The following is a 13299-nucleotide window of genomic DNA, read 5'->3' as shown; positions in this document are numbered from 1 at the left end:
GAACCTTCGCCACCCCGCGGCGACACCGGTCCCCGCAGAGGCTGGGCCGGACCGGGCTGTCCGCCCGGCCCGGCCTCCGCACCGTCAGAGGCGGGCGAGCGCCTTACGCAGCGGGTCGAGCCCCAGCGAACCGAGGTCGAGCGCCTGGCGGTGGAACTCCTTGAGGTCGAAGTCGGCACCCTTGCGGGCCTTCGCCTCGTCGCGGGCCTGCAACCAGATGCGCTCGCCCACCTTGTACGAGGGGGCCTGCCCCGGCCAGCCGAGGTAGCGGTTGAGTTCGAAACGCAGGTTCTCGTCCGGCACCCGGCAGTGCGCCCGCATGAACTCCCAGCCCAGCTCCGGCGTCCACCGCTCGCCGGGGTGGAAGCCGAACGGGTTGCCCTTCGGGATCTCCAGTTCCAGGTGCATGCCGATGTCGACGATCACCCGGGCCGCGCGCATGGCCTGACCGTCCAGCATGCCGAGCTTGTCGCCCGGGTCGTCCAGGTAACCCAGCTCGTCCATCAGGCGCTCGGCGTACAGCGCCCAGCCCTCGCCGTGCCCGGAGACCCAGCAGAGCAGGCGCTGCCAGCGGTTGAGCAGATCGGCCCGCATGGCGGTCTGCGCCACCTGGAGGTGGTGACCCGGGACGCCCTCGTGGAAGACGGTGGTCACCTCGCGCCAGGTGGAGAAGTCCGTGATGCCCTGCGGGACCGCCCACCACATCCGCCCCGGGCGGGAGAAGTCCTCGCTGGGGCCGGTGTAGTAGATCGCGCCGTCGCTGGTGGGGGCGAGGCAGCACTCGATGCGGCGTACCTGCTCGGGGATGTCGAAGTGGGTGCCGTGCAGGTCACCGATGGCCCTGTCGGCGAGCGCCTGCATCCAGTCCCGGAACGCCTCCTTGCCCCGGATGGTGCGGGCCGGGTCGGCGTCCAGCGCCTCGACCGCCTCGTCGATGCTCGCGCCGGGGCCCGCGATCCGGCCGGCCACCGCCCGCATCTCGGCCTCCAGCCGGGCCAGCTCCTCGAACCCCCAGGCGTACGTCTCGTCGAGATCGACGCGGGCGCCGAGGAAGTACTGCGACGCCAACTCGTAGCGTTCGCGACCCGCGGCCTGCTTCTCCCGCCCGAGCGGGGCCAACTCGGCGCGGAGGAACTGACCGAACTCCGCAGTCGCCGCAGTCGCCGCCGCCGCGCCCCGCCGCAGCTCGGCGCCGAGGGTGCCGTGGGCGTCCAGCCGCTCGACCAGCCCGTGGAAGAAGTTGTCGCCGTCCGGGTCGACCCAGACGTCGCACTGCTTGGCGACCTCGGTGAGCTGCACCCGGGCGCTGACGTGGCCGGCGGCGGCCGCCTCGCGCAGCGTCGTCTTGTAGCCCTCCAGGGTGCCCGCGAAGCGGTTGAGCCGGGCGGCCACGTCCGCCTTCGCGTCGTCGCTGTCGGTCGGCATGAGGTCGAAGACCATGCGGACCTCGTGCAGGCCGCTGGAGATCACGTTGACCTCGCTGCTCGCCTCGCCGGCGTCGTAGCGGGCGAGGTCCAGGCCGAGCCGCTCCTGCATGGCCTCCTTGGCCGTCCGCTCGGCCTCGGACTCCGGCTCGGTCACCTCCAGGTCGGTCAGCGTCCGCCGGATCAACTCCGCCCGGGCGACGTAGCCGTCGGGTGACAGGTCGTCGAGCTGGTCGTCGTAGCCGGTGATGCCGACGTAGGTGGCGCCGATCGGGCTCAGGGGCGCCCACTCGGCGACGTACCGGTTCGCGAGGTCATCGATTCGTCCCACGTTGCGACCCTACGTGACCGGGCAACCAGCCTGCCGACCCCGTGTTCGCCGACGGTGGCCCGCCCCCGTGGGAGGCGCCGGTCGGCCCGGCCATCGTGGCGCCCGACACGTCGCCGGAAAATCGGGGGACATTGTCGTACGGCTGCCGCAGAGTGTCATGGGTGGACCCCGAATTGACTCCTGACCGGGCGGCGCTGCGAAGCTGGCTGCCCGGGTTCCTGGCGCTGGCCGCTATCTGGGGCTCCAGCTTCCTGTTCATCAAGATCGGCATCGGCGAGCTGCACCCGCTGCACCTCACCCTCTACCGGGTCGGTGCCGGCGCGGTGACCCTGCTGCTGGTGCTCGCCGTGCTCCGCGTGCGGCTGCCCACCGAGCCCCGGGTCTGGGCGCACCTGACGGTGGTCGGCGCGTTCGGCGTCGCGGTGCCGTTCACCCTCTTCGGCTACGGCGAGCAGCGCGTCGATTCGATGCTCGCGGGCATCTGGAACGCCACCACCCCGCTCGTCGTACTGCCGCTGGCGGTGCTGGTGTTCCGCACGGAGCGGCTGACCGCGCGCCGGGCGGCGGGGATGGCGTTGGGCTTCGCCGGGGTGCTGGTGGTGCTCGGGGTCTGGCAGGGGGTGGGCGGGACGCACTTCACCGGGCAGCTCATGTGCCTGGGTGCGGCGGCCTGCTACGGCGTCGCCATTCCTTACCAGAAGAGGTTCCTCGCGGGCACCGCGCACTCCGGGCTCTCGCTCTCGGCCGGGCAGTTGTTGACCGCTACCGCCCAGCTCGCGGTGGTCGCGCCGCTGGTGGCCGGGGCGCCGCCGGCACCGACCGGCCTGTCGGCCGAGGTGCTCGCCAGCGTGCTCACGCTCGGCGCGCTCGGCACCGGGCTCGCCTTCGTCATCAACATGCGCAACATCCGGGTCGCCGGGGCGAGCGCCGCCTCCACCGTGACCTACCTGATCCCGGTGTTCGCGGTGCTGATCGGCGTCCTGGTCCTCGATGAGCGGCTCACCTGGCACCAGCCGGTGGGTGCGCTGATCGTGCTGCTCGGCGTCGCCGTCTCGCAGGGCCTGATCGGCCGCCGCCGCCCGCCGACCGCCGTCGCTGTCCCGCCGCCCGCCGCGGACGTCCCGTCCACTGTCGCCGGACCGTCCACTGTCGCCGGACCGTCCGCTGTCGCCGGACCGTCCGCTGTCGCCGGACCGTCCGCTGTCGCCGGACCGTCCGCTGTCGCCGGACCGTCCGCGCCGTCCGCCCTGCGCTGAGCGGTTCGCGGGGCCGGCGGGGCCGGCGCCACCCGGGGCGTGGCGACCCCGCCGGCTCAGCGCCCCCGCGCCCAGTCGACCAGCCGGTCGGCGGACCAGGTGTTGACCACCCGGTCGGCGGGCACCGCGCACAGGGCGGCGCGCTCGCAGCCGAAGCGCTGCCAGTCGAGCTGGCCGGGGGCGTGCGCGTCGGTGTCGATGGCGAAGTGGCAGCCCGCCTCCAGCGCCCGGCGGATCAGCCGCTTCGGCGGGTCCTGCCGCTCCGGCCGTGAGTTGATCTCGACGGCGACCCCTCGTTCGGCGCACGCGGCGAAGACGGCGTCCGCGTCGAAGTCGCTCTCCGCCCGGGTACGCGGCCGGTGTGCCCGGTCGCCCGGCCCCTTCACCCCCGCCGGGCGGGACGCCACCATCCGGCCCGTGCAGTGGCCGAGGATGTCCAGGTGCGGGTTGGCGATCGCGGTCAGCATCCGGCGCGTCATCTTCGCCCGCTCGTCGTTCAGGCCGCTGTGCACCGAGCCGACCACCACGTCGAGGCGGGCCAGCAGCTCGTCGTCCTGGTCGAGCGACCCGTCGGCGAGGATGTCCACCTCGATGCCGGTGAGGATCCGGAAGCCCTCCGGCAGCGCCTCGTTGACCTTCGCCACGTGGTCGAGCTGCCGGCGCAGCCGGTCGGCGGTCAGACCCCGGGCCACCTTGAGCCGGGGCGAGTGGTCGGTCAGCACCACGTACTCGTGGCCCAGCTCGACCGCCGCGAGCGCCATCTCCTCGATCGGTGAGCCGCCGTCGGACCAGTCGGAGTGGGTGTGGCAGTCGCCGCGCAGGGCGGTACGTAACGCGGTGGCCGCCGCGTCGAGGTCGGTGCCCTCCGTGGCGAGCAGCCGGCGCAGGTAGACCGGCTCCTCGCCGGCGAGGGACTCGGCAACGCAGCGGGCCGTGACGTCGCCGACCCCGGGCAGCTCGGTGAGCTTGCCGGTGCGGGCCCGCTCGGTGAGTTCCCCAGCCGGCAGGGCGGCCAGGGCCGTGGCCGCCGACCGGAAGGCCCGCACCCGGTAGGTCGCCTCGTTCGCCCGTTCCAGCAGGAAGGCGATCCGACGCAGGTCGGCGATGGGGTCGCGGGCGCTCATGCCTTGGAAAATACGCCTGTGCGCCGCCGGTCGGGAGACGACCGGCGGCGCACAGGCGCACGGGATCAGGAGTGCGGCAGCCGCACCAGCGACCGGTCGCCGATGCCGAGCGTGCTCGGGTGGTTCCCGATCGCCGACCAGACCTCCACCCGCACGGTGCCGTTCGACAGGTTGCCGAGGGTGCCGGTGGCGGAGTGCAGGCCGCTCTGCTGGGTGTAGCGCTCGTAGCCGGGGACCGGGTCGGTGGCGAAGTAGCGGTAGGTCTCCACCCGCTCCCAACTGCCGTTGCCGGTCAGGTCGTAGGAGATCCGCACCTGCACCCCGTTGCCGACGGCGCTGCCGGCGTCCAGGGAGAGGTCGAAGGCGCTCTGCCCGCCGCCGTACGTCAGGTCGAGGCCCGTCGCGGTGAACACCTGCGGGTTCGTCGGGGTGCCGTCGCGGTTCGTGCCGCCCGCACCGGCGACCGTGCTGGTCGCCGGGCCGCCGGCCGCGCCGAGTCCGCCGCCGGGCAGCAGGTACCGGGTGGGGAGGTCCGACGAGGGCGGCGGGGTGGTGGGCGGCGGGGTCGTCGGCGGGGCGGTGGTGGGCGGCGGGGTGGTCGGCGGGGGCGTCGTGGGCGGCGGGTTGCCGATGACCCCGCCGGTCGCGGTGCCGCCACTCCAGGCGTACGCCCCGCTGGTCGCCGTCTTCCCGGCGGGCACGTCGAGCCGGGTGCCGTCGGAGAAGGTGACCGTCAGCGGCGCGGCGGTGATGTTGCTCGCCACGTAGGTGCGGGCGCCGTTGCGCTGGAACACCGAGGCCAGCGGGTGGTTGGCGGTGATCCCGGTCTGCACCAGCCCGAGGGCGGCGAGGTTGCGGACCCAGTGGAAGGTGTGCGCCCGGCTCTCGCCCTCCTCGGGGGTGTAGCCGGGGTTGGCGCGCAGCTTCGCCAGCGCCGCGTCCGGGTCGCCGAGCGCCAGGAACTGCCAGAGGATGTCCTGCCACACGGTCGGTTCCCCGCCGTTGTTGCGTACCAGCTCCTGGTAGTTCGCCCGGTTGGAGGCGGGGTGGTGGCCCAGGTAGAGGTGCCCGCCGGTAACGGGGAGCATGTTGATGCCCTGGATCATCTCCGGGTCGGCGCTGAACCAGGTGGAGTACGCGCCGCCGTCGCCCCAGACCATGCCGACCGTGGAGTGCCCGAACGCCGCCGGGTAGTTCTCGTCGGTCACGTCGAACCAGTACTCGTGGATCGCCGCGGCCTGCGTGGTGTGGATGAAGATGCCGGCGTCGCGTACGGCGGTGTTGCCGGTGGCCTGCCCCCACTGGATGAGGGCGTTGGCGAAGTTCATCCCCTCGGACGAGGACTCCTGGTTGTTGCCGGCGTGGAACGAGCCGTGCCCGGCGGCCCAGTCGTGCCCGGCGTAGATGTCGAAGTCGCGCAGGTACGGGAAGCGGTTGTCCGCGCGGTCGTAGTTGTTGGCGTCCCGGATCAGCAGGTCGATCATGCCGCCGTACTGGTCCTGCCGGGCCCAGGTCGGGTCGAACTTGGCCAGGGTCGCGGCGGCGGCGATGTAGTAGCCGTAGTGGAAGTGGTGGTCGTTGAGTTCCTGGTCGGAGCCGTAGGAGGCCGGGTAGCCGATCAGGGTGCCCCAGTTGCGGTCGTAGTGGAAGACGCCCTCGGTCTCCCCGGGGGTGGCGGTGAGCCAGTCGTTGAGCGTGCCGCGGATGGCGTTCAGCGCGGCGGTACGCGTCTCGGCGTCGCCGACCTGGTCGGCGATCTCGGCGAGCCGGGCGGCCCGGCCCAGGCCCTTGCCCGTCCAGTAGGTGTCGCCACCGCGCTGGTCCATCGGGTTGCCCCGGACCGCTGCCAGCTGGCTGCGCAGCGTCGTCAGGTCCGCGCCGTTGCCGGTGGCGACGGCGGGGACCTCCGGCAGTACGCCCTGGAACTTCATCGAGGTGCGGAACTGGTCGACGCCGGCGAGCACCTTCATCCGGCCGCGCGCCGACGGGTAGGTGGGCGTCAGCGGGGTGGCGCCGGTCAGCGCCCGCCACTGGTGCGGGTAGAGGCTGACGACCGTCCGGTTCGCGCTGCCCTCCCGGGCGGTGGTGGTGAAGGCGTACGTGGTGTTCACGGTGCTGCTCGCCGGGTCGTACGCGTACGCGACCCGGGTGCCGGTGACGTGGGCGTGGGCGTACTGGCCGTAGGTGGCGGCCAGTTCGGCGCGGGCCGTGGCGCCGGTGCTCGGCGTGGTGGGCAGCAGGGCGACCGAGAAGTAGCCCCGCCCGGCCAGGTTGGAGGTGATCCGGGTGCCGTTGACGGACCAGGTGGCGCCCGTGGGCGCGTACGCGACGTAGTCGTGGCCCCGGACGGTGAAGCCGATCGTGGCGCCGCTGTTCGACCAGACCGTGGCGCCGCCGCCGGTGGCGTTGATCAGGGCGTCGCCGCCGCTGGTGCGGAAGTACGCGAACGGCAGGCCGTGGCCGATGGTGGCCCGCATGGTCCGGGGGCCGTCGTTCCAGTACGGGGTGACGGTCCAGTCGGTCCAGCCGTCGACCTTGACGACGGGGGCGGCGAGCGCGGCGATGCCGACGCGGATGTCCTCGGCGTAGGCGTACTTGTATTCGCCGACGCCGGTCGCGGTGCCGCTGATGGTGGGGGTGGAGGTGGCCGAGAGGCCGAGGCCGTCGCCGAAGGGCTGGTAGGAGACCGGGTGCGCGTGCAGCGGCTCGCTGTAGGTGCAGTTGGTCCGCTTCCACAGCAGCGACGACCACCAGTCGTTGGTGGGGATCGCCCCGGCGGGGGCGTCGGCGGTGGCGAACTGCCGGGGGTTGTTGGTCATGTCGCCGCAGCCGGTGGGCAGGGGGCCGACGCGGTCGGTGGTGTAGCTGCCGGCGCCGACGGTGGCGGCCTGCGCGGGGGTGGTGGTGACGACGGCCAGGCCGCCGAGGGCGAGGGCCAGGGCGGAGGTGGCCGCCACGGCCCAGGTGCGGCGTGTCGCGCGAGGTGTCACAGTGCCTCCGGTCGGGGAGCGCCGGTCGGGGCCGGGCGCGATCTTCGGGGGTTTTGTGAGGAAAGTTGCGTCAGAGAGCGCTCTCTTCGGACGGGACGCTAGCCGAGCGTCGAGACATCCGTCAATGTTTCCCCGCGATGAACCACTGATGACGACAAATGGGCGCGGTTCGTCAGCCGTTCGCGGGCGCCTTCGGGCAGCCGTGCCGCCGGTGCCAGGCGGCCACCTCGGCGGCCGGTTCCTTGTTGCCCTTGCGCCGCCACGAGTTCAGGTACGGCGCCGGCCAGACCACGCCCCGCCGGATCCACCAGCCGTCCCGGCCGTCACACGGCGGGGAGATGCCGAAGTGCAGGTGACAGACGTTGTTGGCGTTCCCGGTCCGGCCCACCTCGCCGAGCCGCTGCCCGGCACGCACGCGCACCCCGGCGTCGACGCCGTCGGCGATCCGGCTCAGGTGCGAGCCGTAGTAGCGCACCCCGTCGTCGCCGAGCAGCGACACCGACAGCCCGCCGTTGTGCGGCCCGCGCGGCCCGCGCCTGTCGAACCGGTCGACGCGGCTGACCTCCAGGAGCACGCCGTCGGTCACCGCCACGACCGGCTCGCCGCAGTCGGCGAAGATGTCCGTCCCCGGGTAGGCCGAGTGCGTCGGGTGGTAGTCGACGTTCGTCGCGCGTACCGGGAAGACGTGCGGCAGCCCGGCGCGTGCCGGCGAGCCGGTCGGTGCGGCGGCGCCACTCGGTGCGGCGGTGCCACGTGGGTCGGCGGTGCCAACCGGGCCGGCGGCGCCGCCGGGGGTCGCCACCGGCTGCCCCGCCGTCGCCGGCGGGCTCGCGCCGGCCGCGTCGGGCGCCGGCCGGGGCCGGGTCGTCGCGCAGCCGGCGGCCAGCACCGGCAAGAGCAGCAGCAGGACGGGGTACGCCGCCCGCGCGCGGCGTCCGATCGTCGGCGAGGGCATCCGGTCATCCTGACAGAGTCGGTACGGTGGGACGAGGCCGACGGCAGGAGGGGGATCGGTGACGACCGGACGGTACGCCTTCCCACCCGACGGATCCCGGCCACCACCGCCCGCCGGGCTCCCACCGGCACCGCCCGGCCACCCGGCCAACTTCCCGCCCGGACACCCGGCCAACTTCCCGCCCGGCCACCCGGCCAACTTCCCGCCCGGCCACCCGGCCAACTTCCCGCCCGGCCACCCGGCCAACTTCCCGCCCGGCCACCCGGCCAACTTCCCGCCCGGCCACCCGGCCAACTTCCCGCCCGGCCACCCGGCCAACTTCCCGCCCGGCCACCCGGCCGGACTCGCGCCGCCGCCGTTCGACCCGTCCGCCGGGTTCCGGCCGCTCCCGCGCGTCCCCTCGGGGCTCTTCCCGTCCGGCCCGCCGACCCGGCCCACCTACCGCGAACCGCACCCCGTCACGGGCGCGGGCGTCGCGACCGGCGCCGTCATGGCCACGGCCTGGCTGGTCCTGTTCGGGCTGCTCGGCCACGGTGTGTCCGGCTACGCCTGGTGGACGCTGGTGGGCGGGGGGCTGGCCTGGTTGGCCGCGCTGCTGCTGGTCCGCGCCGGCGACCGGGGCGTCGCCACCGGGGCCGCCATCGTCACCGCCGGCGGGTGGAGCATCGCCGCCGCCATCGTGGCGGCACGGTGGGCGTCGAGCGGAGACTGGCCGCTCTGGTGAACGCCTTCCCCCGGCCAGCCCTCCCGCCGGGCGAAGGCGGGGCGGGAGCGCTTCGGCCCGGTTGCGCCCCATTGGCCGCTGCGCTGAGTGGTGGGCCGGCTGCGCAGCGGATCGCGCCTTGACGTGGCCGCCCGAACTCGGCACCCTCGGCGGTATGGCCTGGACCGTTCCGCGGCTCGACCCCGAGCGCAATCGTCGTCGCCAGCAGCTCCTCGCCGAGTTGGCGGGAGCGCGGGCGGTACGCCAGCGCGTACGGCCGCACCGGGTGCGCAGCGAGCGGCTGCGGGAGTTGATCGCCACCCGCCGCCGGGTCGCCGGCTGACGACCGGCACACTTTCCCCAGGATTGACCGGCCCTTCGGGGCGTTGACCGGTCACCCGCCGACCCGACGGGCTAACGTGCACGCGTAACGGGTCGGCCTGCCGAGGCATTTTGGGGGAACGGTGTCGTACTTCGCTGCGGCCGTCGTGCGTGACGAAAGTGGTTGGACGGCCGCCGAGGTGAACCTACGCGGCGTCACCGACATCGAGGACGTCGCCGACCGACTGCGCGACGTCGACCAGGACGCCGACCTGTCGCTGCTCTTCGTCGAGGCGGACGACGCGTACCTGGTGATCATGCGCCTGGACGAGGGGGAGGACCTGCGGGTCTTCGGCTCCGACTCGGCCTTCGCCGAGGAGTCCCGGCTGGGCGCGCTGCTGGTCGGCGACCTGAAGACCTCGGTGACGGGGCTGGACGACGTCGAGGAGCCCCGCCCGGCCGGTCGCGGCGACGAGGACACCGAACAGCCCGCCGTCGACCCGGAGGCCGACCCCGTCGGCGAGGCCGACCTCCTGGCCGACCTGGGCATCCCCGCGCAGAAGCTGCTCAACCTCAGCGCGCAGGAGGGCATGATGCCGGCCGACGTCACCATCGAGGTGTGCCAGGTGCTGGGCTGCGTCGACCAGGTCGAGGAACTGCGTGAGGTCTGAGCCCACCGGTCCGGGCCGGGCGGGGGCGGGCGGTGCCGAGCCGGCCGACGCCACCGACCTGACGCTGGGCACCGTACGCCCCGGGCAGCCGACCCCGGGCGCGCCCGGCCGGGCCGGCCCCGGCGCCAGCGAAGGGCTGGCCGACCCGGACGGCGAAGGCCGGCGACAGCGGCACGAGCTGTGGATGCGCCGCGCCCTGACGGTCGCCGTGACCGGCCCGGACAGCCCCGGCGGCGCGGGCCCCGACGGCGTCGACGACATCCCCGTCGGCGCCGTGCTCTACGGCCCCGACGGCACGGAACTGGCGATCGGCCGCAACGAGCGGGAGCTGACCGGCGACCCGACCGCGCACGCCGAGGTGCTGGCGTTGCGCCGGGCCGCCGAGCGGCTGGGCCGCTGGCGACTCGACGGCTGCACGCTGGTCGTCACCCTGGAACCCTGCACGATGTGCGCGGGCGCGTTGGTGCTGGCCCGCGTGTCCACGGTGGTCTTCGGCGCGTGGGAGCCCAAGACGGGGGCCGCCGGCTCGCTGTGGGACGTGCTGCGCGACCGCCGGCTCAACCACCGCCCGGAGGTCTACGGCGGCGTCCTGGAACCGGAGACCGCCGCCGTGCTGCGCGCCTTCTTCCGGGCGTAAGGAAGGGCACCTTGTCAACTTCTGCGGTATGCGAAGGTGCCCTTCCTGACACCTCGGGCGGGGCGCTCGGCGCTCAGGCGCTGGTCGGGGCGGGCCGGAGCAGGGTTGCGGCCACCGCGCAGGCGGTGTCGGTCCACGGGGCGGGGCGCAGGGTCGCCGGGTCGAGCCGGACGATCGCCCGCACACCCTCCGCGTGCACCGTGCCCCCGTCCACCGAGTGGAACCGGTAGCCGTAGCGGGCGCTGCTGGTGCCGAAGTGGTCGAGCCAGAAGTGCACCGCCACGGGCCCGGTGCCGGTGACCGGGGTGTGGTAGGCGATGGTGAACTCGCGTACGGCGTGGAACACGTCGGGAGAGCTGCGCCGCCCGCCCTGGAAGGAGACGCCGTGCTCCGCCCAGTATCCCGTGAGGGCCCGTTCGAGCAGCACCGCGTACCGGGCGTTGTGCAGGAGGCCGAACGCGTCGAGGTCGTCGAAGTGCACGGCGACGTGCGCGACGCGACCGAGCTCCACGGCGGGCTGGTCGACGGTGGCAGGGTTCATGAGATGCCTTCCGGTAGCAGGGTCGGATCGGGGCACAGCGCCCGCAGGCGGTTCAGCAGACCCTGGCGGGCGTGCCGGTAGGCGGCGTCGGGGTCCAGCAGCCGGGAGCGCACCGCGGCGGCCATCCCCAGCGCGTCGATCTCGTACGCCAGTTGCGGGACGTCCACGTCGGCGGGCAGCTCGCCGGCGGCGACCGCCTCGCCGACGAGGTGTTCGAGGAAGGCGGTCCATCGGCCGAACACGTCGGCGAGCCGGTCCTGGACCGGGCCGGGCCGGGCGTTGTACTCGAAGTCGGCGCTGGCGAAGAAGCAGCCGCCGGGAAGCACCCGGGCGGCGAAGAAGTCGATCCGGGCCTCGTGCAGTGCCCACAGCCGCCGTACGCCCCGGGGGGCGCGCAGGGCCGGTTGGATGATCCGTTCCTGCTGCTGCTGCACCGCCCGCTCGACCGTGGCGAGCTGGAGGGCCTCCTTGGACCCCCAGTGCGCGAAGAGGCCGGACTTGCTGACCCCGAGCGTGTCGGCGAGCTGGGCGAGGGAGAGCCCGTGCAGGCCGACCTCCGTGGCGAGGACCACGGCGGTGTCCAGTGCGGCGGCGCGGGTCCGGTCGCCCCGCGCGACGCGTCCGTCGACTGTCATGGGGTGAGGCTAATAAAAAAGAACGACCGTTCGTATTTATTCAGGAGTGACGTCGGTCACGAAACAGGACGCCGCCCGCCATCGCAGGATGACGGGCGGCGACGAAGCCGACGACGGGTCAGGCGATGATCGTGTCCAGGGCGATCTCGACCATCTGGCTGAAGGTCTGCTCACGCTCCTCGGAGGTGGTCTTCTCGCCGGTCTTGATGTGGTCGCTGACGGTCAACAGGGTCAGCGCGCGGGCCTTGAACCGGGCAGCGATCGTGTAGAGCGCCGCCGACTCCATCTCCACGGCCAGCACGCCGTACTCGGCGAGGCGGTCGTAGAGATCCGGGCGGTCGGTGTAGAAGGCGTCCGCCGCCAGGATCGGCCCGACCCGCATCGAGATGCCGCGCCGCTCGGCCACCTCGACCGACGTACGCAGCAGCCCGAAGTCGGCCACCGGGGCGTAGTCGATCAGCCCGTCGAAGCGCATCCGGTTCATGTTGGAGTCGGTGGACGAGCCGATCGCGGCGATCACGTCGCGCAGCCGCAGATCCTCGGTGAGGGCGCCGCAGGAGCCGACCCGGATCAGGCTCTTCACGCCGTAGTCGTTGACCAGCTCGTGGGCGTAGATGGAGGCGGAGGGCATGCCCATGCCGGAGCCCTGGACGGAGACCTCGACGCCGTTCCAGCGGCCGGTGAAGCCCAGCATGCCCCGGACCGTCGAGTAGCACCGCGCGCCCTCGAGGTAGGTCTCCGCGATCCACTTGGCCCGCAGCGGGTCGCCCGGCATCAGGACCCGCTCGGCGATCTCTCCCGGCTTTGCGCCGATGTGCGTACTCATGGCAACGATCCTGCCAGGCCGGTGCCGGGCATACCGGTTCGGCGTCCGAACCCGGGGTCCTGTACCCTTCTCGGCGGTGGCGTGTCCGAGTGGCCTAAGGAGCACGCCTCGAAAGCGTGTGAGGGTTAACGCCCTCCGAGGGTTCAAATCCCTCCGCCACCGCCGCTAAACAGGCTAAACGCCTGGCAGTCCCGAACGGGCCTGCCAGGCGTTCCGTCTTGTGGCCTGAGTACGGTCTCGGTCGTGGTCTACGCCAGCAGGGCCTAGCCGCGGATCCTATGGCGCCCCTGCACTGCCGGCTGCGATCGGCCCCGAAGTGCGCCGTAAGCGGCCCTGCCGACTGCCGTCAGGGCAGCAAGCGGCGCAGGGTGGGCGCAATGGCGGTGGCGATCGTGCTGTCATCCGGCTGGTGAACTGCCCAGTTGAGCGCACCCAGTGCCACGGTCGGCTCGCCTGTGGCCGCTGCCGTGGTGATGCTCGACTCAGGCAGCGTGGCCAGCAGTCGACGTACGAGCGCGCCTTCTCCCCACAGCGCCTCCGTGGGATACGGAAGTCGCCCCAGCCAGTTCAGCAGCGTGTCAGCGCGGGCACGTGGATCTGGTTCGGCGCCCGCGAGGTTCCGCGCGAGCGCGCGCACTCGGACGGTCAGGGGCCGCTCCAGCACTGGTCGTTGTCGGTGTCGACGTTGGCACGGCGAGCCAACTCCGGTTGGGCGAGGGACACACGGATCGTCGATTCATTGCAATGATGACCTCCGATGGCGCCCGAGACGGCGTCTCCACGGGGGAGTCCAGACGGAGATGGCACCACCCACCCCCGGCGCACGCGCCGGGGGTGGTCGTCGGCCGCTCCGCTTTCTCGTGCCCATCCTCACTTCGACCTGCC

At 73.2% G+C, this 13299-nt stretch carries 12 protein-coding genes, 1 tRNA gene and 1 pseudogene; 6 read left to right on the top strand and 8 right to left on the bottom strand.

From position 1 onward, the window contains the following. Positions 1-84: 84 nt before the first annotated feature. Positions 85-1755: a DUF885 domain-containing protein gene (locus ACQ452_RS27260; protein ID WP_433388526.1), complete on the bottom strand. Its 1671-nt coding sequence runs from the start codon at positions 1753-1755 to the stop codon at positions 85-87. A 161-nt stretch (positions 1756-1916) separates the two neighbouring features. Between ACQ452_RS27260 and ACQ452_RS27255 the strand changes: the two genes are divergently transcribed. After that, positions 1917-3011, top strand: coding sequence for a DMT family transporter (locus tag ACQ452_RS27255; protein WP_433388524.1), 1095 nt, complete (start codon positions 1917-1919; stop codon positions 3009-3011). Positions 3012-3067: 56 nt separating this feature from the next. Here the strand turns inward: ACQ452_RS27255 and ACQ452_RS27250 are convergent, their stop codons facing one another. From ACQ452_RS27250 to ACQ452_RS27240, 3 genes are all read right to left on the bottom strand, one after another. Then, complete coding sequence (locus ACQ452_RS27250) at positions 3068-4135, bottom strand: PHP domain-containing protein (RefSeq protein ID WP_433388522.1); 1068 nt, start codon at positions 4133-4135, stop codon at positions 3068-3070. Positions 4136-4200: 65 nt separating this feature from the next. Beyond that, positions 4201-7125 carry a glycosyl hydrolase gene (locus ACQ452_RS27245; protein WP_433388521.1) on the bottom strand — a complete coding sequence of 975 codons (2925 nt, stop codon included), beginning with the start codon at positions 7123-7125 and terminating at the stop codon, positions 4201-4203. A gap of 172 nt (positions 7126-7297) precedes the next feature. Then, positions 7298-8080, bottom strand: coding sequence for a M23 family metallopeptidase (locus ACQ452_RS27240; RefSeq protein ID WP_433388519.1), 783 nt, complete (start codon positions 8078-8080; stop codon positions 7298-7300). Between the two features lie 361 nt (positions 8081-8441). Here ACQ452_RS27240 and ACQ452_RS27235 point away from each other — a divergent pair. From ACQ452_RS27235 to ACQ452_RS27220, 4 genes and pseudogenes are all read left to right on the top strand, one after another. Beyond that, positions 8442-8804 (top strand): annotated as a pseudogene (locus ACQ452_RS27235) (hypothetical protein); the annotation flags it as partial. A 118-nt stretch (positions 8805-8922) separates the two neighbouring features. Beyond that, a complete protein-coding gene (locus ACQ452_RS27230) occupies positions 8923-9126 on the top strand; it encodes a hypothetical protein (protein WP_433388518.1) in 204 nt (67 codons plus the stop codon). A gap of 121 nt (positions 9127-9247) precedes the next feature. Continuing rightward, a complete protein-coding gene (locus tag ACQ452_RS27225) occupies positions 9248-9775 on the top strand; it encodes a tRNA adenosine deaminase-associated protein (RefSeq protein WP_433388516.1) in 528 nt (175 codons plus the stop codon). A 184-nt stretch (positions 9776-9959) separates the two neighbouring features. Continuing rightward, positions 9960-10412 (top strand): nucleoside deaminase, encoded by a 453-nt coding sequence (locus ACQ452_RS27220; RefSeq protein ID WP_433394443.1) that lies wholly within the window; start codon positions 9960-9962, stop codon positions 10410-10412. Positions 10413-10485: 73 nt separating this feature from the next. On the opposite strand, the gene ACQ452_RS27215 is transcribed toward ACQ452_RS27220, so the two are convergent. From ACQ452_RS27215 to deoD, 3 genes are all read right to left on the bottom strand, one after another. Then, entirely contained in the window at positions 10486-10953 is a 468-nt protein-coding gene (locus tag ACQ452_RS27215; protein ID WP_433388514.1) for an acyl-CoA thioesterase, read from the bottom strand. Next, entirely contained in the window at positions 10950-11588 is a 639-nt protein-coding gene (locus tag ACQ452_RS27210) for a TetR/AcrR family transcriptional regulator (RefSeq protein ID WP_433388513.1), read from the bottom strand. Before ACQ452_RS27210 ends, ACQ452_RS27215 begins: the two co-directional genes overlap by 4 nt. Positions 11589-11706: 118 nt before the next feature. Further along, positions 11707-12414 (bottom strand): purine-nucleoside phosphorylase, encoded by a 708-nt coding sequence (gene deoD, locus ACQ452_RS27205; RefSeq protein WP_433388511.1) that lies wholly within the window; start codon positions 12412-12414, stop codon positions 11707-11709. Positions 12415-12489: 75 nt separating this feature from the next. On the opposite strand from deoD, the gene ACQ452_RS27200 reads away from it, so the two are divergent. Beyond that, positions 12490-12576: transfer RNA gene (locus ACQ452_RS27200), tRNA-Ser, on the top strand. Positions 12577-12760: 184 nt separating this feature from the next. Here ACQ452_RS27200 and ACQ452_RS27195 read toward each other — a convergent pair. Next, positions 12761-13078 carry a hypothetical protein gene (locus ACQ452_RS27195; RefSeq protein ID WP_433388510.1) on the bottom strand — a complete coding sequence of 106 codons (318 nt, stop codon included), beginning with the start codon at positions 13076-13078 and terminating at the stop codon, positions 12761-12763. Between the last annotated feature and the right edge of the window lie 221 nt (positions 13079-13299).

The sequence above is a fragment of the Micromonospora sp. KLBMP9576 genome (genome assembly GCF_050941805.1).
Classification (GTDB): domain Bacteria; phylum Actinomycetota; class Actinomycetes; order Mycobacteriales; family Micromonosporaceae; genus Micromonospora.
The sequence above is the reverse complement of the archived record's forward strand: the minus strand, read 5'-3'. Positions and strand labels throughout refer to the sequence as shown.

Coding starts and splice junctions, on each gene's coding strand:
- ACQ452_RS27240 (WP_433388519.1), bottom strand. CDS start 8,080: ATGCCCTCGCCGACGATCGGACGCCGCGCGCGGGCGGCGTACCCCGTC.
- ACQ452_RS27220 (WP_433394443.1), top strand. CDS start 9,960: ATGCGCCGCGCCCTGACGGTCGCCGTGACCGGCCCGGACAGCCCCGGC.
- ACQ452_RS27250 (WP_433388522.1), bottom strand. CDS start 4,135: ATGAGCGCCCGCGACCCCATCGCCGACCTGCGTCGGATCGCCTTCCTG.
- ACQ452_RS27210 (WP_433388513.1), bottom strand. CDS start 11,588: ATGACAGTCGACGGACGCGTCGCGCGGGGCGACCGGACCCGCGCCGCC.
- ACQ452_RS27215 (WP_433388514.1), bottom strand. CDS start 10,953: ATGAACCCTGCCACCGTCGACCAGCCCGCCGTGGAGCTCGGTCGCGTC.
- deoD (WP_433388511.1), bottom strand. CDS start 12,414: ATGAGTACGCACATCGGCGCAAAGCCGGGAGAGATCGCCGAGCGGGTC.